Annotated in this window: 15 protein-coding genes; 6 read left to right on the plus strand and 9 right to left on the minus strand. The window is 70.8% G+C overall.

What is annotated here, in order from left to right; translation table 11 throughout:
- Positions 1-13 precede the first annotated feature (13 nt).
- Positions 14-586, minus strand: a complete 573-nt coding sequence (locus ACIQFX_RS24135; RefSeq protein ID WP_402466901.1) for a TetR/AcrR family transcriptional regulator — start codon at positions 584-586, stop codon at positions 14-16.
- A 239-nt stretch (positions 587-825) separates the two neighbouring features.
- Here ACIQFX_RS24135 and ACIQFX_RS24140 point away from each other — a divergent pair, with 239 nt between their 5' ends.
- Positions 826-4,146 (plus strand): S41 family peptidase, encoded by a 3,321-nt coding sequence (locus ACIQFX_RS24140; protein WP_402466904.1) that lies wholly within the window; start codon positions 826-828, stop codon positions 4,144-4,146.
- On the opposite strand, the gene ACIQFX_RS24145 is transcribed toward ACIQFX_RS24140, so the two are convergent.
- Entirely contained in the window at positions 4,143-4,631 is a 489-nt protein-coding gene (locus ACIQFX_RS24145; RefSeq protein ID WP_033202126.1) for a GNAT family N-acetyltransferase, read from the minus strand. The two genes, ACIQFX_RS24140 and ACIQFX_RS24145, sit on opposite strands and share 4 nt — an antisense overlap.
- A 218-nt stretch (positions 4,632-4,849) precedes the next feature.
- On the opposite strand from ACIQFX_RS24145, the gene ACIQFX_RS24150 reads away from it, so the two are divergent.
- Positions 4,850-6,997: an FG-GAP-like repeat-containing protein gene (locus ACIQFX_RS24150; protein ID WP_402466907.1), complete on the plus strand. Its 2,148-nt coding sequence runs from the start codon at positions 4,850-4,852 to the stop codon at positions 6,995-6,997.
- 68 nt (positions 6,998-7,065) lie between these two features.
- Here the strand turns inward: ACIQFX_RS24150 and ACIQFX_RS24155 are convergent, their stop codons facing one another.
- The 4 genes from ACIQFX_RS24155 to ACIQFX_RS24170 all read right to left on the minus strand — a co-directional run bounded on the left by ACIQFX_RS24155 (position 7,066) and on the right by ACIQFX_RS24170 (position 10,682).
- Entirely contained in the window at positions 7,066-7,251 is a 186-nt protein-coding gene (locus ACIQFX_RS24155; RefSeq protein WP_402466910.1) for a hypothetical protein, read from the minus strand.
- A 109-nt stretch (positions 7,252-7,360) separates the two neighbouring features.
- A complete protein-coding gene (locus tag ACIQFX_RS24160) occupies positions 7,361-8,251 on the minus strand; it encodes an SDR family oxidoreductase (protein ID WP_376482554.1) in 891 nt (296 codons plus the stop codon).
- On the minus strand, positions 8,248-9,159 hold the full coding sequence (locus ACIQFX_RS24165; RefSeq protein WP_402466913.1) for an alpha/beta fold hydrolase: 912 nt from the start codon (positions 9,157-9,159) through the stop codon (positions 8,248-8,250). Before ACIQFX_RS24165 ends, ACIQFX_RS24160 begins: the two co-directional genes overlap by 4 nt.
- Positions 9,156-10,682, minus strand: coding sequence for a flavin-containing monooxygenase (locus ACIQFX_RS24170; RefSeq protein ID WP_402466915.1), 1,527 nt, complete (start codon positions 10,680-10,682; stop codon positions 9,156-9,158). Before ACIQFX_RS24170 ends, ACIQFX_RS24165 begins: the two co-directional genes overlap by 4 nt.
- A 224-nt stretch (positions 10,683-10,906) precedes the next feature.
- Between ACIQFX_RS24170 and ACIQFX_RS24175 the strand changes: the two genes are divergently transcribed.
- On the plus strand, positions 10,907-11,527 hold the full coding sequence (locus tag ACIQFX_RS24175) for a MerR family transcriptional regulator (protein ID WP_402467407.1): 621 nt from the start codon (positions 10,907-10,909) through the stop codon (positions 11,525-11,527).
- 37 nt (positions 11,528-11,564) lie between these two features.
- Here the strand turns inward: ACIQFX_RS24175 and ACIQFX_RS24180 are convergent, their stop codons facing one another.
- Positions 11,565-12,368: an exodeoxyribonuclease III gene (locus tag ACIQFX_RS24180; protein WP_402466918.1), complete on the minus strand. Its 804-nt coding sequence runs from the start codon at positions 12,366-12,368 to the stop codon at positions 11,565-11,567.
- A gap of 50 nt (positions 12,369-12,418) precedes the next feature.
- Between ACIQFX_RS24180 and ACIQFX_RS24185 the strand changes: the two genes are divergently transcribed.
- The gene (locus ACIQFX_RS24185) at positions 12,419-12,898 is read left to right on the plus strand and encodes a GNAT family N-acetyltransferase (RefSeq protein WP_402466921.1); all 480 of its coding nucleotides are present in this window, start codon (positions 12,419-12,421) and stop codon (positions 12,896-12,898) included.
- A 314-nt stretch (positions 12,899-13,212) separates the two neighbouring features.
- Here ACIQFX_RS24185 and ACIQFX_RS24190 read toward each other — a convergent pair whose 3' ends face one another.
- Together ACIQFX_RS24190 and ACIQFX_RS24195 are read right to left on the minus strand one after the other, a co-directional pair.
- Complete coding sequence (locus ACIQFX_RS24190; protein ID WP_402466923.1) at positions 13,213-17,688, minus strand: FG-GAP-like repeat-containing protein; 4,476 nt, start codon at positions 17,686-17,688, stop codon at positions 13,213-13,215.
- 515 nt (positions 17,689-18,203) lie between these two features.
- Entirely contained in the window at positions 18,204-18,656 is a 453-nt protein-coding gene (locus ACIQFX_RS24195) for a GNAT family N-acetyltransferase (protein WP_402466926.1), read from the minus strand.
- Positions 18,657-18,930: 274 nt separating this feature from the next.
- Here ACIQFX_RS24195 and ACIQFX_RS24200 point away from each other — a divergent pair, with 274 nt between their 5' ends.
- Both ACIQFX_RS24200 and ACIQFX_RS24205 read left to right on the plus strand, forming a co-directional pair.
- Complete coding sequence (locus ACIQFX_RS24200) at positions 18,931-19,659, plus strand: TauD/TfdA family dioxygenase (protein WP_402466929.1); 729 nt, start codon at positions 18,931-18,933, stop codon at positions 19,657-19,659.
- Positions 19,660-19,818: 159 nt separating this feature from the next.
- Complete coding sequence (locus tag ACIQFX_RS24205) at positions 19,819-20,856, plus strand: diiron oxygenase (RefSeq protein ID WP_402466932.1); 1,038 nt, start codon at positions 19,819-19,821, stop codon at positions 20,854-20,856.
- The last annotated feature ends 4 nt before the right edge of the window (positions 20,857-20,860 follow it).

The following is a 20,860-nucleotide window of genomic DNA, read 5'->3' on the forward strand; positions in this document are numbered from 1 at the left end:
CGGGGAAGCCGGATCAGACGCCGAGTGAGGGGAGCACGACGGCGTCGACGTACGCGGTGAGGAAGGCGCGGTCGACCGGTTGGTCGTCGATCAGCGGCCGGGCGACGAACGCCCCGATCAGCATGTGCGGGATGAGCTTCAGCGCCGGGTTGTCGGCGTCGACCTCGCCCCTGCGGACCGCTCGGTTCAGCACTTCGTCGAAGCCGCTCAGCTCGGGTTCGATGAGCAACTCGCGCAGTGCCCGGTGCAGTTCGGGGTTGGTATGGACCGCATGGGCCAGACCCCGCATCAGCGCGGAGTCCTTCTCCATCTGACAGTCGTCGGTCCGCGCCACCATCTCCTGGAAGTCGCCGCGCAGCGAACCGGTGTCGATCTCGCTGAGATCGGCCGGCTTGTTGGCGCGGAGCGCCCTGGCGACCAGCTCGGGCTTGCTCCCCCACTGGCGGTAGAGGGTGGCCTTGCTGGAGTGGGTGCGGGCGGCGACGGCGTCCATGGTGAGGGCGTCGTAGCCGACCTCGCGGAGGAGGTCGAGCACGGCCGCGTGCAGCTCGGACTCCCGCTCGGGAGTGAGCCTGCTGCGTGCCATGAACGGCCTCCGATCCGAACGAAACGGTTTCGTACAGTACGAAGATACCCACCCCGTCAGCGAAACGAAACCGTTTCGTACGTGTCCTGGACCACATCCGAGCCGCCCTCCGGCCACCCACGAGTCCCACCCGAGCACCCCCGCCCCGACCGCGCTCCGCGCACGAGCACACCACCGGTGAAGACGCCCGCATACACGTACGAGTTGCCTGACCCCCTCAGCGCGGAAAGCATGAGGAGGTGAGTGACGACGTCGCGTATCTCCGTTTTCCGCACCTCCACGACGACCTGCTGTGCTTCGCCGCCGAGGACGACCTCTGGATCGCCCCGCTCGTCGCGGGCGACGACCGCCCCGGCCGGGCCTGGCGCCTGACCGTCGACCGCACCCGGGTCGGGCATCCGCGCTTCTCGCCGGACGGCCGCCACATCGCGTACACGAACTGGCGCAGCCTCGACCCCGAGATCCACCTCGTCCCCGTCGACGGCGGACCCGCGCGGCGGCTCGGCTACTGGGGGTCCACGGACACCCGGGTCTGCGGCTGGACGCCACCCGACAAGGACGGCCGGTCCGACATCCTCGCCGTCTCCTCGCACGGGCAGCCGTTCTCGTACTACTCCTGGGCCTACACCGTCCCCACCGACGGCTCCCCCGGCCTCCGCATGCCCTGGGGCCCGGTCTCCGACATCGCCGTCACCGACGACCCCGCCGTCTGCGGCCACCCGGACGCCGCCGGCAACGGCGGGGAGCGCCGCACCCTCCTCCTCACCGGGAAGCCGCCGCACGAACCGGCCGCCTGGAAGCGCTACCTGGGCGGCGCCACCGGACGCCTCTGGCTGCACGGCGAACGCCTGCTGCCCGACATCGGCGGCCACCTCGACTCCCCCATGGTCGTCGGCGGCCGCATCGCCTTCCTCTCCGACCACGAGGGCGTCGGCAACCTCTACTCCTGCCTGCCCGACGGCACCGACCTGCGCCGCCACACCGACCACGACGCCTTCTACGCACGGCACGCCTCCGGCGACGGGCGCCGGGTCGTCTACCAGTGCGCGGGCGAGCTGTGGATCGTCGACGACCTCACCGCCGACTCGCGGCCCCGCAGGCTGGAGGTCCGGCTCGGCGGGCAGCGCGTCGGCCGCCGCGCCTACCAGGTGCCGGCCGCCCACCACGTCGACGCGGTCTCCGTCGACGAGACCGGCCGCGCCAGCGCCGTCTCCGTACGCGGCAGCCTGTACTGGCTGACACACCGCGACGGCCCGGCCCGCACGATCATCGACGAGCCGGGCGTCCGCGTCCGGCTCCCCGAGATGCTGGGCAGCGGCGGGCAGGTCGCGTACGTCACCGACGCCGAGGGCGAGGACGCCGTCGAGGTCGCCTACCTGCCGCGCGCCAGCGGCGACCGGCCGCCGCGCCGGCTCGCCTCCGGCGACCTCGGCCGGGTCGAGGAGCTCATCGCCGACCCGGACGGCGAACGGCTCGCCATCGCCTCCCACGACGGCCGGCTCCTCCTCCTCGACGCCACCGAGGACTCCAACGGGGAAGTCACCGAACTCATCAGGTCCGTCAACGGGCCCGTCCGCGACCTGGCCTTCTCCCCCGACGGCGACTGGCTCACCTGGTCCCACCCCGGCATCGGCCGCTCCCTGCGCTCCATCAAGATGGCCCGCATCTCCGGGCCCGGCGCCCGGACCGTCGTCGACGTCACCAACGGGCGCTTCGAGGACGAGAACCCCGTCTTCACCCGCGACGGCCGCTACCTCGCCTTCCTGTCCTGGCGCGGCTTCGACCCGGTGTACGACGTGCACACCGGCGACCTGTCGTTCCCGCTCGGCTGCCGCCCCTACCTGGTGCCGCTCTCCTCCGCCACGCCCTCCCCGTTCGCGCTGCTGCCCGACGGGCGGCCGGCGGCCGGCGGCCTGGACCCCGCCGACGACGAGACGGACACCGGGGACGGCACGGTCACCGTCGAGATCGAGGGACTGCCCGACCGCGTCACCCCGTTCCCGGTCGCCGCGTCCAAGTACTCGGCCCTGCACCCGGTCAGCGGCGGCGGCCTGGTCTGGCTGCGCTGGCCCATCTCCGGCGCCCTCGGCGAGACCTTCGCCAACCCCGCCGACACCTCGGGCCGCCCCACCCTGGAGCACTTCACCATCACCAAGGCCCGCAAGTCCGAACTCGCCAAGGACCTCGACTGGTTCGCGGTCAGCGGCGACGGGACCCGGCTCGTCGTCGCCGACGAGGGCGAACTGCGGGCCGTCCCGGCCACCGAGTCCGGCGACGGCGACTCCACCGTCTACCTGGACCTGCGGCGCATCCTCCACGAGGTCGACCCCGGCGCCGAGTGGCGGCAGGCCTTCGACGAGGCCGGGCGGATCGTCCGCGCCTACTTCTGGGAGCCCGGTATGGGCGGCGTCGACTGGGCGGGCGTCCTCGACCAGTACCGGCCGCTCGTCGAACGGGTCTCCTCCCCCGACGAGTTCGCCGACCTCCTGCGCGAGGTCATGGGCGAACTGGGCACCTCGCACGCGTACGTCACCCCCGCCCGCCGCAACGAGGGACCCCCGCACTACCAGCGGCCCATGGGCCTCCTCGGGGCCAACCTCGTTCCCCGCGAGGCCGGCTGGACGGTGAAGCGGATCCTGCCCGGCGAGTCCTCCGACTCCAAGGCCCGTTCCCCGCTGGCCGGCACCGGCATCCGCGAGGGCGCCGTCCTCACCCATGTCGACGGCCGCCCCGTGGACCCGGTCACCGGACCGTACCCGCTGCTCTCCGGCACCGGCGGCACCACCGTCGAACTCACCTTCACCCCCGCCGAGGGCGAGGGCCGGGCCCGCCGCGTCGCCGTCGTCCCGCTCGTCGACGAGCGCCCGCTCCGCTACCAGGACTGGGTCGCCAAGCGCCGGGCCGTGGTCAGGGAGGTCAGCGGCGGCCGCTGCGGCTACCTCCACATCCCCGACATGGGCGGCTCCGGCTGGGCGCAGTTCAACCGCGACCTGCGCATGGAGGTCTCCCGGCCCGCGCTCATCGTCGACGTGCGCGGCAACGCGGGCGGCAACATCAGCGAGCTCGTCGTCGAGAAGCTGACCCGCAAGATCCTCGGCTGGGACCTCACCCGGAACGCCCAGCCCGTGTCGTACGCCTCCAACGCCCCGCGCGGCCCCGTCGTCGCCCTCGCCGACGAGGCCACCTCGTCCGACGGCGACATGATCACCGCCGCGTTCAAGCTCCTCGGTCTCGGCCCCGTCGTCGGCCAGCGCACCTGGGGCGGGGTGGTCGGCATGACCGGCCGCCACCGCCTCGGCGACGGCACCCAGATCACCGTCCCGATGAACGCGGCCTGGTTCCCCGAGTACGGCTGGTCCCTGGAGAACCACGGCGTCGAACCCGACCTGGCCGTCCTCCGCACGCCCCTCGACTGGGCCGAGGGCCGGCACGCCCAGCTCGACGACGCCGTCCACGTCGCCCTCTCCCTGCTCGCCGAGACCCCCGCCGCCAGCCCCCCGGGCTACGAGGGCCTCCCCGACCGCTCCCGCCCGAAACTGCCCCCGAGGCCGGAGGCCTAGACCGACAGGAGGTCCAGCTCGTAGGCGGCACCGGCCTGTCCGGCGAGCGTCACGCTGCCCACCGCGCCGAAGCCGACCCGCCCGAGCACGGCCCTCGACCCCGCGTTGTCGAGGGTCGTGACGGCGGTCAGCCGGCTGAGCCCGTACTCCTCGCGCGCCAGCCGGCACACCTCCCGCACCCCGGCCGTCGCGAGACCGCGCCCGGCGGCCTGCTCGGCCACCCGGTAGCCCAGTTCGGCACCTCCGTCGGCGACGTCGACCAGGTTGAAACGCCCGAGGATCGCCCCGCCCTCCCCCACGAGGACGTGGAAGTGGATCGTGCCGGTCTCCTGCTCGTCGAGCAGCGCCCGGTGCCGGTCCTCGAACTCGGCGAAGTACGCGTCCCCCCGGTCGGGCACGGACGCGGCGAAGTACCCCCGGTTCTCCCGCTCGAAGGCGAGCAGGGCGGGCGCGTGGTCGGGTCGGAGTCGCTCAAGTACGGCCATGGCGCTCACGGTACGAAGATCCGGCGCCCGACGCGCGGGAGTTACGCGCCACGATTCCCGGCGCGACCACGCCACGAGGCGGTCACGACCGGTGCCGGGGCCACAGCCGTCACGGACGATCTCGAAAATCAGTCACTCACTCGCACAACTTTTCGTCACCTGGTGAGTCAGAACCGGTGTGGCGCACGGTGCGCCAGTGCTCTGGGAGGAAACCGAACGTGCCTCACGCTCGCTCGACCCGGCGGCGCCTCGCCGCCGCCGTCACCACCGTCCTCGCCGCCACCCTCGGCGCGGGCGCGCTGACCGTCCCGGCGACCGCCGCCCCCGCGCCCCCCGCCGCGCAGACTGCCGACGCGGCGGCGACCACCGCGACCCCCTTCGCCTACCCCAAGAACTCCACGCTGCTCGACGCCGGCGTGAAGGGCTTCCTCACTCAGACCGTCGGCAGCAACATCAAGCGCTTCGCCTGGTACGGGCAGGACAGCGGGCAGGGCTACACCGGCCCGACCTACCTGCGGTCGACCCGGACCAACGACTACCTGATCCTCAAGGGCACGAACATGGTCACCGTCCGGGACCTGACGACCATGTCGAGCTACCAGATCGGTTGGGACCCGCTGGCCGCCACCCCGACCGTCTTCGTCGGCTCGGCCGCGGACGCCCTGTTCACCACCGTGGGCCCCGATCTGCGCAAGCACAGCAAGGCGGGCGGCACCGTCCCCGTCGCCGGCCTGCCCACCGGCGCCACCTTGATCACGGTCTCGCCCGGCACCGCCGACGACGCCCTGATCCGGTTCACCGTGGACGGCGTGAGGAAGTGGGGTCTGCTGAACCTCGCCACCGACGAGGTCAAGGAGATCCACGAACACCCGGCGGGTGCCGAGATCAAGGCCGTCTCCGCGACGCACGTCGCCTGGACCACGGGCGTCGGCACCTCCACACCCTCGATCTTCCGCCTGAACCGCGCCACGGACGCCGTCGAGGAGATCCCGGTCGCCGACGCGCCGTCGAACGACCTCAAGGTGAGCCTGGTCGGCGGTTGGGTCGTGTACGGCGAGGCCGGTGGTTTCTCCTACGGTCCGGGCCCGCAGTACGCCCTCACCGCGTACAACCCGGACGCCGAGACGAAGTCGGTGAAGCTGCTCGACCACCTGACCTCGTCCGCCACCGCCGGTGACGGCAGCCTCCACGTGCGCGGCGGCAGCGTCGACCAGGGCGAGGGCATGTACAAGATCACCGCGACGGAGAACGACACTCCGGTCGTCACCCTGGAGGCGATCACGGGCGAGCCCACCCGGCTGGAGATCACGGGCAACGACATCCCCGCCACGGTCGACCTCGACAAGAACGCCGGGACGGCGTTCTTCACCTGGAACCTGTCGCAGAGCAGGACCGAGGTCACGCTCACCATGCGGCACACACGGACCGGCCAGACCCACACGGTCTACGACTACCCGACCCAGCCGAGCACGACCTTCGACTGGCGGGGCGAGTACAACGGCGACTACACCTGGCAGCTGACCGCCCGTCCGCTCAACGGCATCGGCCCGGCCGCCACCGCCTCCGGCTCCTTCACCGCGACCCGCACCCCCAAGCCGCACGACTTCGACGACAACGGCGCCCCCGACCTCCTCCTCCGGGACGGCGCGGGCCGCCTGTGGCGCGCCGACACCTCGTACGACACCCAGCTCCAGGCCGACCCGCACCAGCTGATCGGCACGGGGTGGCAGATCTACGACCGGATCGAGGCCACCGGCGACCTCGCGGGCTCGAACGTCGGCGACCTGATCGCGCGGGAGCCGTCCGGCGCGCTGTGGCTGTACCAGGGCAACGGGCGCGGCGGCTTCGGCGGCCGCACGCAGATCGGCACGGGCTGGCAGACGTACACCCAGATCGCCGGCGGCAGCGACCTGACCGGCGACGGGCGGGCCGACCTGGTCGCCGTCGACAAGACCGGCGGCCTGTACCTGTACCCGGGCACGGGTTCGGCCACCAAGCCGTTCGGCGACCGGAAGAAGATCGGCACCGGCTGGGGCGTCTACAACCAGCTGACCGCCGTCGGGAACGTCGCGGGCGGGACCGCCGGCGACCTGTACGCCCGGGACACCACCGGTGTCCTCTGGCAGTACCTCGGCAAGGGCGACGGCACCTTCGCCGCCCGCACCAAGGTGGGCGGCGGCTGGAACACGTACCAGCACCTGGTCGGCGTCGGTGACGCGAACCGGGACGGCCGCCCCGACCTGGTCGGCTTCGGCGCGACGTCCCAGTACCTCTACCGGGGCACGGGCAACTGGCAGGCCCCGCTGCTCGGCGCGCAGCTCGCGGGCCTGACCTTCGGCGGAGGCCCGTACAACACCATCGCCTGACCCGGGTACGCACATGCGAAGGCGCACCCGGTCTCCCGGGTGCGCCTTCCCTCAAGGACGGGCCGACGTCAGGCGTCGTAGTCCTGGTCCATGCGGTCCTGCGCCTCCTGCTGGGCCCGGCGCGACTCCTCGTCGGAGCGGTCGCGACCCTGCGAGGCGCGCTGGGACGCCTGGTCCTTCGCCTTGCCCATCGCCTGCTTGGCCTGGTTGCCGGCCTGCTGCGCCTTGTCCTTGAACTGGTCCTGCATGCCCATGGAAGTTCACTCCTAGACGGGTGAGGGGTGGCCGGGGCGGTGTGCCCCTTCGGCCTCGACCAGCCTTGCACGGGCAAACATTCCGCGCATTTCGATCAGTCACGGACCGCTACCGCGGGGTGGAGCCCTCCGCCCTGGCCTGCTCGTCGGCCGCGCCGCCCGCGCCGACCAGGCCCTTGGACACCGAGCCGAGCCGCGGCTCGAAACGCCGCATCTCGCGCTGTCCGACGGTCGCGATCATGCCGGGCAGGTAGCCGCGGACCGACTGCATCCCGCGCAGCCACCACTGGGCGTACACGTGGGCCGAGCGCCGCTCGATGCCCGCCACGATCCGGTCGACGGCCGGGCCGAGGGGGTACGTGCGGTTCGCCGGCCACGGCAGCCGCTGCCGCAGCTCCTTCATGACGTCGTCCTCGTCGGCGCCCCGCACCATGTCCGTGTCGGTCCAGGACAGGTAGCCGACGCCGACCTTCACGCCCTTGTACGCGACCTCGGCGCGCAGGCTGTGCGCGAACGCCTCGACACCGGACTTGGAGGCGCAGTACGCCGTCATCATCGGGGCCGGGGTGAGGGCCGCGAGCGAGGCGATCTGGAGGAAGTACCCCCGGGACTCCATGAGGACGGGCAGGAAGGCCCGGCCGGTGACGGCGCCGCCGATGAGGTTCACCTCGATGACCCGCCGCCAGGCGCCGGGGTCGGACTCGACGAACGGACCGCCCGCCGCGACACCGGCGTTGGCGACGACGATGTCGACCTTCCCGAACCGCTCCTTCACCTCGGCGGCGACCTTCGCCATCGCCTCGTGGTCGGTCACGTCGGCGTGCCACCAGTCGGCCTCGGTGTGCAGCCGCCCGGCGACCTCCTTCAGCTGCTCCGGCTCCAGCCCCACGAGCGCGATCTTCGCGCCGCGCGCCGAGAGCTTGCGGGCGAGCAGCTCGCCGACGCCTCGCGCGCCTCCGGTGACGACCGCGACCTGTCCTTCCAGGCTCACCCTGCTCATGCCCCTGCCTCCTCGGTCTCCTTCACGCCCAGGTACGTGAGGGTCAGTTCGCGGATCTGCGTGGTGACGGCCTCGGGGGCCTCCACCGGTGTCATGTGGCCCGTGCCGGCCAGTTCGACGAGCGACGTGCAGTGCGGCAGGGCCTCCGCCATGCCGCGGGAGTGGACGGGCGGGGTGAGCCGGTCGGCGGTGCCGACGAGCACGGCCACCGGCATCCGCAGCTCCCGCAGCCCGGGTTCGAGGTCGAGGCCGGCCAGGACCTGCGACCAGCCGTGGCGGGCGCCGCGCGGGCAGGCGTGCACGATCCGGGCGCACGCCTCGACGCGTTCCGGCGCCGTCGCCGGTCCCATCGTGGCGTACTTCAGGATCCGCTTCGACATGGCGTTCACCGGGCCGAGCGGCGCCTTCGCGCCGAGGACGGCCGCGGTCAGCCGGCTGCGGAGGCCGCCGGGCCCCAGCGGGACGACGGTGGCCTCGGAGGTGAGCCGGGAGGGCCCGGTGGAGCAGAGCAGGACCGCGGCGGCGTGCTGCCGGAGACCGGGGCGCTCCGCGGCCGCCATGATCGTCATGCCGCCCATGGAGTGGCCGGCGAGGACGGCCCGCTCGCCGGGGCCGAGGGTGGCCGCGAGCACCGCCTCCAGGTCGTCGGCGAGCGCCGTCGTGGAGTAGCCGCCCGCGCCCGGCGCGGGGGACCTGCCGTGGCCGCGCTGGTCATAGGCGATGACCCGGTGGTCGGCGGCGAGGGCCCGTATCTGCTCGGCCCAGAAGGCGATCGAGCAGGTCCAGCCGTGGGCGAGGACGACGGCGGGCGCGTCGGCGGGGCCGTACACCTCGACGTGGATGCGGGCGCCGTCCGCGGAGACGGCGGTGAGGGTGCGGGAGTCGGGCAGCGGGGTCGGGCGGTTCACTGGGCGGCCTCCTTCTTGCGCGGGGTGCGGGTCTTGGCGGCGGGTGCGGTCCTGGGGGCGCGGATGACCTCGTACTCGGAGAGGTCGACCTGCCGGGTCTCGCGCCGGAACTCGCCCGTGGTGCCCGGCCACAGGGTGGTGTTGCGCCCGTTGGCGTCGAGGTACCAGCTCTCGCAGCCGCCGGCCTTCCAGACGGTCCGCTCCATCCGGGCCTGGACCTTGCGGTTCCAGGCGCCGACGGCGGAGGGCCGGACGGCGAGCGCGGCGCGGCCGCCGAGCACGTTCAGCTGGCGCAGGTAGTCGGCCATGTAGTTCAGCTGGGACTCGATCATGAGGATCATCGAGGAGTTCCCGAGGCCCGTGTTGGGGCCGATGACCGTCATGAAGTTGGGGAAGCCGGCGGCGGTGGCGCCGCGCAGCGCCTCCATGCCGCCCTTCCACGCCTCGGCGAGGGTCCGCCCGTCGGCGCCGACGACCCGGTCGGCGATCGGCATGTCGGTGACGTGGAAGCCGGTGCCGAAGACGATCGCGTCGACCTCGGTCTCGGTGCCGTCCGCGCCGACGAGGGTCGAGCCGCGGACCTCGCGCAGGCCGGAGGCGACGACGTCGACGTTGGGCTGCGCGACGGCCGGGTAGTACGTGTTGGAGAGCAGGATCCGCTTGCAGCCGATGCGGTACGAGGGCGTCAGCTTGGCCCGCAGGACCGGGTCCTTGACGGCCTTGGCGATGTTGGCCTTGGCGAGCTTCTCGACGATCCCGAGCTCGCCCGGGTGCTTGGTGAAGGCGCCGACCTGGAGTTCGCGGATGCCCCAGAGCAGGCCGCGGCGGAGGGTGCCGGTGACGGGCAGGGCGCGGTGGAGCCAGCGCTCGGGTCCGGTGATGGCGCGGTCCATGCGGCGCATGACCCACGGGGGCGTGCGCTGGAAGAGGGTCAGCCTGCCGACCTTCGGCTGGATCGCGGGCACGATCTGGATGGCGGAGGCGCCGGTGCCGATCATGGCGACGCGCTTGCCGGTGAGGTCGTAGTCGTGGTCCCAGCGGGCCGAGTGGAAGACCTTGCCGGGGAAGTCGGCGAGCCCCGGGACGTCGGGGACCTTGGGGTCGGAGAGCGGGCCGGTGGCGGAGACGACGACCTCGGCGCTGAAGGTGCCGCGGCTCGTCTCGATCTCCCAGCGCAGCGCCTCGGCGTCCCACTCCATGCGCAGGACCTCGTGGCCGAGGCGCAGGTGGGGGCGGACGCCGAAGGTGTCGGTGACGTGCTCCAGGTAGGCCCGGATGTGCCGCTGGCCGGAGAAGGTCCTGGGCCAGTCGGGGTTGGGCGCGAAGGAGAAGGAGTAGAGGTGGGACGGTACGTCGCAGGCGCAGCCGGGGTAGCTGTTGTCGCGCCACGTGCCGCCGACGGAGTCGGCCCGCTCCAGGACCACGAAGTCGGTGATTCCCTCGCGGCGCAGCCGGACGGCGGCGCCAAGGCCGCCGAACCCCGATCCGATCACCGCCACCCGTACGTGCTCGTGCTTCGCCATGCCGCCTCCCGCGCGCCCGGCCCATTACGCCAGCAATCACTGGCACAATCGGGACTGTAGAGCAGCGCCATACCGAGCGGTAGGGGTACGGCGAGGGAAAGTTACCGGCGGTACAACATAGGCTGGCGAACGTGGCAGAAGGATCAGCACCCGACACGGGCGAGCACGCGGACGGCGACGCGGCCGACGGCACGGGCACGGACCCCGGCGTGCGCGAGTACCGCATGGCGGAACTCGCGAGCGCCGCCGACATCACCGTGCGCACCCTGCGCTTCTACCGCGAACGCGGCCTGATCCCGCCGCCCCGCCGCGAGGGCCGCATCGCCTGGTACGACGACCAGCACCTCGCCCGGCTCCGCACCATCGCCGCCCTCCTGGAACGCGGCCACACCCTCAACGGCATCGCCGACCTCACCACCGCCTTCGAGAGCGGCCGCAACGTCCGCGAGGTCCTCGCCCTCGGCGCCCCCAGCGAGGAGGAGCCCGTCCGCCTCACCCCGGAGGAGCTCGCCGACCACTTCGCCGGCGAGGTCACCGCCGAGAACCTGGCCGCCGCCCTCGACCTCGGCTACCTCGTCACCGACGGCGAGGCCATCATCCACATCAGCCGCCGCCTCCTCGACGTCTCCGCCGCCCTCGTCCACGAGGGCGTCCCCCTCGCCGAGGTCCTCAAGGCCGGCGCCCGCGTCCGCGAGCACGCCGACGCCCTCGCCCAGCTCTTCACCGAACTCCTCCGCGCCCACGCCGGCGAGAGCGACGTCCAGCGCCTCCGCCCCCTCGCCAAGAGCGTCGTCGAGGCCGAACTCTCCATGGCCCTCGACCGCCACCTCCGCGAGACCCCCTGACGCCCGGCACGCGCCAGGGGCCCGCGGCGCCGCAGGACTACAGGTCGTAGACGGCGGTCACGGGTGCGTGGTCGCTCCAGCGCTCCTCGTGGGTCGCGGCGCGCTCGACGTACGCCTTGACGGCCTTGGCGGCGAGGCCGGGGGTGGCGATCTGGTAGTCGATGCGCCAGCCGCTGTCGTTGTCGAAGGCGCGGCCGCGGTAGGACCACCAGGAGTAGGGGCCCTCCCGGTCGGGGTGGAGGGCCCGGACGACGTCGACGTAACCGCCCTCGGCCTCCTCCAGGACCTGGCCCAGCCACTCGCGCTCCTCGGGCAGGAAGCCGGCGTTCTTCTTGTTGGACTTCCAGTTCTTGAGGTCGGCCTCGCGGTGGGCGATGTTCCAGTCGCCGCAGACGACGACCTCGCGCCCCTCGGCCGCGGCCCGCTCCCTGAGCTCCTTCAGGTAGGGCAGGAACTCGCCCATGAACCGGTACTTCTCGTCCTGGCGCTCGGTGCCGACCTCACCGGAGGGCAGGTAGAGGCTGGCGACGGTCACGCCGGGCAGGTCCGCCTCGACGTACCGGCCGCTGCCGTCGAACTCGCTCGACCCGAAGCCGACGCGCACCCGGTCGGGCTCGCGCCGCGTGTAGAGGGACACCCCGGCGCGCCCCTTGGCGGCGGCGGGCGCGTGCACGGTGAACCACCCCTCGGGCGCCCGCACCTCGGCGGGCAGCTGCGCCTCCTCGGCGCGCACCTCCTGCAGGCAGACGGCGTCGGCCGAGGTGCCGGCCAGCCACTCGACGAAGCCCTTCTTGGCGGCGGCACGGAGACCATTGACATTCACGGACGTGACAGTGAGCATCCCGGGAGAATACCGACACCCACCCAGTGCATACATGTACGATATTCCGCATGAACATCCAGCCCACGCCCTATGACCACCCGGACGCCGTCAAGCTCGAGGACGCCGTCCAGGCCGAGTACGCCGTCCGCTACGGCGACGAGGGCGATGCCACACCTCTGGACGCGACGATGTTCACCCCGCCCCACGGCCTCTACCTCCTCGCCTACGACGAGGACGGCACCCCCGTCGCCACCGGCGGCTGGCGCGCCCAGGACGCCAACCCCGAGGGCTACTCCGACGGCGACGCCGAACTCAAGCGCATGTACGTCGTCCCCGAAGCCCGCGGCCTCGGCCTCGCCCGCCGCATCCTCGCCGCCCTCGAATCCGACGCCCGCTCCGCCGGCCGCACCCGCATGGTCCTCGAAACCGGCACCGCCCAACCCGAGGCCATCGCCCTCTACCTCTCCAGCGGCTACGCCCCCGCCCCCAAGTTCGGCCACTACCGCGACTACCCCAACAGCCGCTGCTACGCGAAGCCGCTGACCTGAGACACCCCGGGAACGACGAACGGCGGAGTGCCCGACGGCAGAACTCCCGTCGTGACCGCGACCGCCAGAACGGTGGCGGAAGCACAGGTGCGGTGAATTCCCCACTCCCCACCTCTCGCGGGTGCGTGAATTTCACCGAACGCCACTCACGCCCGCCACCGCAAATCCGGGATCCGAGCTGGAACCGAGAAATTCAGAACAAGAAATCGCGATCCGACGTCCGGACGCCGGCGGAACGTCGAACACATAAAAAGGGACGATGCCCGGGAAGAATTCCCGGGCATCGTCGTCATTTCCTGGTGGTGGGCGTGCTCCTAGTAGTTGTAGGGGCGCAGGAAGGTGCTGTTCGCCCAGGTCCAGCCGGTCTCCGTGGTCCAGCCGGCCTTGTGGTAGTCGAAGCCGGTGGCGTTCGAGAGGTGGGTGAACGCCTTGACCGCACCGGTGGAGTAGCCGTAGAAGCTGCCGATGTCGTCGCGGCCGTCACCGTTGTAGTCGCCCGGCACGTACTGGGCGCCCTGGTAGTACCAGTTGCCGGCCGGGATGTCGAGGCCCCGGATGCTGGAGCTGGCGAACTTCCCGTCCCGCGCCGTGGAGGCGGGGAGCTTGAACAGGGAGTCCTTGCCGTCGGCGTAGTCGTACCAGAAGGAGACGTCGTCGAGGCCGTCGCCGTTGAAGTCGCCCGCGTGCAGGCCGGTGCGGGCCCAGCTGCCCCAGCTGGTGGCGGTGCCGCCCCAGGACACCAGGCTGTTCTGGCTGAAGCCACCGTCGGACAGGGCCAGGAAGGTGTGCATCTTCAGGTCGCCGTTCGGGTACCCGTAGAGGGCGGCGAGGTCGTCCCGGCCGTCACCGTTGAAGTCGCCGGTGGCGAACTTGCTGTCGTTGACGTCCCAGTGCCCTGCCGCTATCTGCGCGGAGGGGAAGGGCGAGTTGAAGCCGCCCTTCACGTTGGCGGTGAAGGTGAAGAGGGTGTCGTTGCCGGCGCCGTAGTTGTACCAGGCCATGATGTCGTCGCGGCCGTCACCGTTGAAGTCGCCCGACTGGAGGGTCATGGACGCGGAGTACCAGCCGCCCTTCTGCGACGTGTAGGACGCGAAGGGGGCGCTGAAGCCGCCGCCCGTCTTGCCGAGCGCGGTGAAGAGCTTGACCACGCCGTTGTCGTAGTCGTACAAGGCGGCCATGTCGCCCTTGCCGTCACCGTTGTAGTCGCCGGTGGCGAACTGCATCCGGTTGACGTTCCAGCTGCCGACCGCGGACTCGTAGGACTTGATCGGCGCGGCGAAGGTGCCGTCCGAGTTGGACTTGAAGGTGTGCAGCGCGGAGGTACCGCCGGGGATCGCGTACCAGGCCGCCATGTCGCTGCGGCCGTCACCGTCGTAGTCGTGCCGGACGACGGTGTTCGCCGCCCACGTCGACCGGCCCGCGGCGTCGTAGATGACCAGGTTGCCGCGGTCCTGCAGCATCGCGTAGCCGTTGGGGGCGGTCACGCCGAACGGCTTCAGCACGACCCCGGTCGCGTTCTTGATCACCAGCTTGCCGTCGGTCTGCAGGACGGCCGTGGCGCCGTTGTTGCCGGCCGTGCCCGAGCTCCACAGCACGTTGCCCGCGTTGGAGGTCACGACGAGGTTGCCGTCGGCCCGCATGGTGAGCTTGGCTGCGTTGGAGGTGTAGGACTGGCCGGACTCGATGACGGTGCCGGACGGGATGTAGGCGCCGCCCGTCATGCCGTCGATCGTGAACTTGGCCCCGAACATGATGTTGCTGGTCGCGCTGGTCGACTGGCCCTTCCAGGCCACCAGGGCGTTGTCCGAGGCCTGACGGGCCCAGAGCTCCGCGCGGAGGTTGTCGGCCGGGTCGCTCGTGATGTCGCCGGAGGAGCCCACGATCGGGTAGGCGGCCTTGGTGACGCCGCTGCCGATCTTCATCAGGTTCTCCGGGAGGCCCCAGGTCGCGGCGTCCAGGCCGCCGTCGGGCGCGTACTCGGCCCAGGCGAGCAGGATGTCACCGGTCACGTCGTCGCGGAGCCAGAGGTCCGGGAGTCCGTCCCAGCTGATGTCACCCGGGGTGATGATCGTGTACTTGTCCCAGTTCGTACCGCCGACCAGGACGGGCGCCCGCGTGCGGCCGAAGTCCAGGTCGTTGCCGGCACGGTTGCCGAAGTAGGCCCAGAGCAGCTTGCCCTCCTTGACCAGGAGGTCGGGCTGGCCGTCGTCGTTGATGTCTCCGGGGGCGGCGATCTGGTCGGCGGTGGCCCAGTGGTCGTCGCCGGTCCAGCTCTCCTCGCCTTCGCAGCCCTCGTCCGGGTTCTTGACCCGGCAGGTGACGCTCAGCTCGAGCCTCGAGTTCGGATCGATCTTGCCGAGGCCGTTGTTCTTGTACGTGTAGATCTTCTTGCGCTTGTCGACCTCGTCGTACTCCAGCGACACCAGGTCGTTGTAGCCGTCCTCGCCCCAGTCGCCGAAGGTGGTGATCTGCTTGCCGGCGAACGACCCGCCGCCGTTGGTGGCGTTGCTGAACTCGCCCGACCCCTGGCCCGCGTAGGTCAGCAGGGTGCCGTTGCCGTCCGCGGCCCAGATGTCGCGGACCGCGTCACCGTTCAGGTCGAAGGGGACGTCCCGCGTCTTCGTCGTGGCCGCGTAGTAGATGTACGTGGCCGTGTCCGAGCGGTTGCCCGCCTTGTCCACGCTGTACGCGTACACGAAGTGCGGACCGTAGCTCGGCGGGGTGATGGTCACCGTCGGCGCGCTCGCGCTGACGGGCGTGACGTCGGGGTCGGTGTCCGTCCAGTAGTAGTACTGGGCCACGTCGGGGACGGTGTTCGGGCCGAACGTGAACGCGCCGGGCGTCCGCGCCTTGCCGGTGTTGGTGGGCCACTTGGTCTCGCCGTTGGGGAAGACCGTCGAGGTGATGGTCGGCGGGCTGCTGGGACGCGTGCGGTCGACGCTGAACTTGCACGTCACCGAGGTCGGGCCCCAGGCCTGCTCCTTGTCCTTCGTGACGACGTTCCAGGTGTAGTTGCCCGTCGGCAGGTCCACGTCGGGCACCGCCCAGGTCGTGACCTTGTCCTTCAGGGCGGGCAGGTCCATCGTCCTGACCGGGTCGGCGACACCCGCCTTGTACAGGTTGAAGCGCGCCGTCAGGTTGCCGCCGTCACGGTCGGAGTGCGTGGCGTACAGGCTGACGCGGGTGTTGCCGATGACACCACCGGTCTTGCAGTCGGTCTTGGGGTACGTCCCCAGGCCGCTCGGCGGCTTCGGCAGGGTGTTGTACCCGATCTCGAGGGTGGCCGTCTTCGGGTCGAACTTCTTCCAGCCGAAGGTGTCCCCTTCGTTCTGGGCGTACAGACCCAGGGTGATGTTCGGCAGGCCCTGGTTCTTCGTCCCCTCCTTGGCCCGCGCCTTGACCTTGGAGGTGATGTCGAACTCGAGGTTCCCCGCCGCGCAGCCCGGGATCTTCGAGTCCCAGCCCTTGGAGTCGTTCACCGTCCTGAGCAGGGAGAGCTTGGTCGGCTGCCTGTTCCAGGTCGTCTTCGACGTGATGCCCGTGGTGTGCCAGACCTCCACGGGGCGGGATTCACAGGACCAGGACCAGGTGTTCTTGACGCGGAAGGTGGCCGACTTGACCTCGGTGCCCATGACGTCGCTCGTGTCCATCTGGATGAACGAGCGCGAGATGCGGTCCGAGCCACCCGACTGGGCCTCGTAGCCGACCCGGATCGGGTCGGTGGAGTTCCAGAACGAGTAGTTCGGGTAGTGCTTGTAGACGCGCGTCCAGTTCTGCCGCTCGCCCCACGCCCACTGCGGGTCGATGTAGACCGGGTACTGGGTCTCGGGAGCGGCCAGCATGGTCTGGTCCGGCTTGATCTCCAGGGTGTCCCCGGTGACCGTGGTGTCCATCGGCGCGTCCGTGGCACCCGGCGGCGGCTCGAAGGTGTCCTCCGGTGCCGTCGTCCCGTCGTCCGCCGTCCCTCCCACGGCGTCGGCGGAGAACGCCTGGGCACCACCGGCCGGCGCCGACTCGCTGCTGATCTTCGTGGAGTCCCACATCAGCGGCGTCGGGCTGGAGAAGACCGCGTGGCCCGAGGGGTCCACGGCGGTCAGGCTGCCGGTCTCACCGTCGACCGAGACGTCCAGGCCGACCGTCTCGAACTTGAACTTCAGGCTGTCCAGCTGCGGGTTCTGCGCGGCTTCGGGCGTCTTGACGACCAGGAGCTGGGAGAAGCCCTCGACCTCCGCCTTCAGCTGGAGGTCGACGCCGGGCAGGATCTCGGCGTACGTGGCCACGTTCTCGGCCAGCGTGGGCTGCGGCAGCGCCGTGGGCCAGTTCAGCGTGAGCGTGCGCCCGTCCTTCACTCCGGAGAGCAGGGGGGCGGTGCCGCCGCCGGAGAACGTCACGTCCACCAGCGACGCCTTCGGCCGCACGCCGTTCGCGGAGAGGACCAGCGTCGGGTCGGTCGGAATCCACTCCCCGTCACGAAGCAGGCGGACGGCGGCCGCGTGCCGGTTCACCGTCCACGTCCCGTCGGGCTGGGCCCACGTGTCGGTGGTCTCGGTGCGGGCGGATTCCAGCTCGTAGGGCTGCCCCGTGGTCGCCGCCTCTTCGAGCGCGTAGTCCTCCTCGCTCTGCTCTCCCGTATCGACCGGGGATACGAAAACGGCCGAGGCCGTCGGAGCGAGGCCGGGAAGGGCGACAAGAGCGGAAGCGGACAGCGCGCCCGTCAGCGCAATGGATATCAGTCGTCTTCTGCGGGATCCTGCCGCAGGTCTTGCGGCAGGCCGGCTTGCAACAGACACGTACACCTCTCACATTCGGTTCTCGACGAACATCGAAAGAATCATGACCCGCCAGCATGATCACAACCTAATTGAGAGAGACTTGAGCTGCGACAATGCGCAATTAAATCCGGACAACAGGCGGATACGGCCATCATTATCCGGTTCGCGAGATCTACAGGTAATCGCCGGAAGTGGTCACCACGAGGCCCCGACCGCCCGCCGGCCGGCCACCCTCCCCCAGCCGCCACGAGGTCCCGCCCGGCCTCCACCCGGCCCAGAGGGCGCACGACCCCGGAAACGAAGAAGATCCCGCCCGATCTTGCGATCGGACGGGATCCTCAGTGTCTGTGGGGTGTTCACGAGTACCGTTGACCAGGCATCACGGAAGCGAAGGGAGATCGCTCCCCAGTCCGACGGAGATCGTTTCCCACCCTGCCGGCGCAACCGGGGCGTCATCCCCCGCCGAGCCGGCGCCCCGGTCCAAGGGCACCATCACCGTTCGGCCACCTCGGGCGGCATGGCGAACGGATCTGTCAGAGCTGCAGCTTGAAGCCCACGTGCGAGCCCGTGAAACCCAAGCGCTCGTAGAAGCGGTGGGCGTCGATGCGGGCCGAGTCCGAGGTGAGCTGCACCAGTTGGCAGCCCTGGCGGCGGGACTCGTCGACGGCCCACTCGATGAGCTGGGCGCCGAGGCCGTGGCCGCGCTCGGACCTGTGAATCCGTACGCCCTCGATGATCGACCGGGTCGAGCCCCTGCGGGACAGTCCCGGAACAATCGTGAGCTGGAGGGTGCCGACGACCTCGCCGTCGCGATCGGCGACAACCAGCAGCCGGTTCGGATCGCTTTGCAGTCGCTCATATGCCGACCGGCAGGGAGCCAGATCGTCCGGTGACTCGCGGGTGGCACCCAGTGCGTCGTCCGCGAGCATGGCAACGATGGCCGAGAGGTCGTCCCGCGCGGCGGGACGGATACCGATAGTGGTCATACGCCGCATGCCAACCAGACGCCCCATGCAGCGACCGACCACTCGACCGGATGCGAATCACCCCCATTCAGACTTGGTTCACCTGGGAAAACGTCTGGTGCCGCAACAGGTTGGAAGCCTTTTGGTTCCGTGATTCATCTCACAACGCGGGACGTTGCACCCCCGCCCGCCCCTCCCGGAAGATCACCCGGAGCCCGCCGGGGGGGCTCGATCTCGACTGGATCGCCGGCACGCCACCCGGCCGCGAGACCAACTGAGGATGGGGGAATCCTGCATGTCTACGGCACTTGATGTTCACACTCGGGAACTTGCCGAGCAGGGGTACACGCTGCTCGAGGGGATCACCACGGACGAGGAGGCAGCCGCCGCGGTCGGCGTCTTCGGCGATCTGGTCCCGCAGTACGACGGCTCGCTGCGCTACCAGGTGAAGGCCGCCCCCGGATTCGAGGAGCGTCGATACTCCAAGAGCGTCAACACGATCCTGGTGCACACCGAGGCGCCGGGCTGGAACCCGCCGCCCACCTACCTGGCCCTGCACTGCCGGGTTCAGGCCACCTGCGGCAGCGGCCACACCGAACTTGCCGACATGCGGCAGTTCGTCGCCTCGCTGGCCGAGCGCGACCGGGCCGCGCTCTACGAGCAGACCATCGACTGGATCGGCCACAACACCGGAGGCGTCGGCACCGGAGGCGTACGCCGCCCGGTCGTCGAGGTCACCGACGGCGGCCAGGAGGTCCTGCGCTTCAGCTACAACCTGCTGACCACCGGCCAGTACGACCCGCCGGTCGACGCCTCCGTCGACCCCGGTCAGCTGCCGCTCGGCAACTTCGGCATCCACCTCGCGGAGCAGGCCGAGGCCTTCTTCCGGGAGAACCGCATCTCGGTGCTCATCCCCGAGAACCACGTCCTGGTCTGGGACAACCAGCGCATGGTGCATGCCCGTTCCGCCTACACGGACAAGCGGCGCCACCTCACCCGCTACTGGATCGCCGCCCAGCGCTGACCCGTACCGCCGCCGACCGCCCAGCGCTGACCCGCGCCAGCCGCCGGCCGACCGCGCGCCGTCGCACCCGCAACGAGCCGTTCAGGCCCTGCGGTCCGCGCCGCCACAGCAGCGCTGTCGCCAGTCCACCCACATTGACACCACGTGAGGCCCAGAACCATGGCTGACGACCGGAACGAACCGGTTCAGGACGAAGAGTTCCCCACCGGGCTGCCGGAGGAGCTCAGGGGACTGCCCGAGGGCGTGCCCCGCCACAACCCCGACGACCAGATCGAGAGCGCCGTCATCCGCCGCCTGGTCGGCAACTGGCAGCGCCGCGCCACCGTCAAGCGCGACGAGCCCAACCTCGATGAGCTCTTCGAGCTCGACCGGCCGGACTACCCCGAGCGGATCCTGCCCTTCCGCGACCACCCCACGTTCCAGGCGCTGGCCCCGGAGAAGAAGACCCAGCTGCTCAGCTGGGCCTGGATCGCCTACAACCGGCACACCATCATGGCCGAGCAGAAGGTGGCCAACCCGGCCTTCGCCCTGGTCATGGAGGGCGAGTACCCCGAGCTCCAGGACGAGGCGCTCAACATCTCGCTGGCCCAGGCCATGGTCGACGAGCAGTACCACACACTGATGCACCTCAACGCCAGCGCCGTCACCCGGCGCAAGCGCGGCTGGGCGATGCCCGATCACGAGCTGCCGATCTCCCACACGGCGCGTGAGCACCTGCGGCTGCGCGAGAGCGCGAGCGAGCGCTGGGAGGCCTCGCTGACCACCCTCGCCTTCGCGACGGTCTCCGAGATCTCCATCAACGCCTACCTGGACCTGCTCGCCGACGACCCGGACATCCAGCCGATCAACAGCAGCACGGCCAAGCTGCACAACCGGGACGAGTACTGCCACGCCTCGATCTCCGCCGTGCTGGCCGAGGTCGTCCACGACCGCCTCGACGAGAAGAAGCAGCGCTTCTTCCGCGACATGCTCTTCGAGGGCCTGGAAGCCTTCGTGGCCACCGACTACACGACGTGGCATCGGATCATGGACCTCGTCGGTGTCGAGGGCGGCCACGAGATGCTTCACGACTGCCAGGCGGAACGGAGCCGCAGCCGCCTCGTCCGCGACTACACCGGCCTGCACACCCTGATCGATCGCATGGGCGTCCAGGACCTCGTCGAGTTCGACTGGTCCAAGTCCCACGTCGCGCGCTGAGCGG

It is taken from the genome of Streptomyces sp. NPDC093089 (genome assembly GCF_044754405.1).
Lineage (GTDB): Bacteria > Actinomycetota > Actinomycetes > Streptomycetales > Streptomycetaceae > Streptomyces.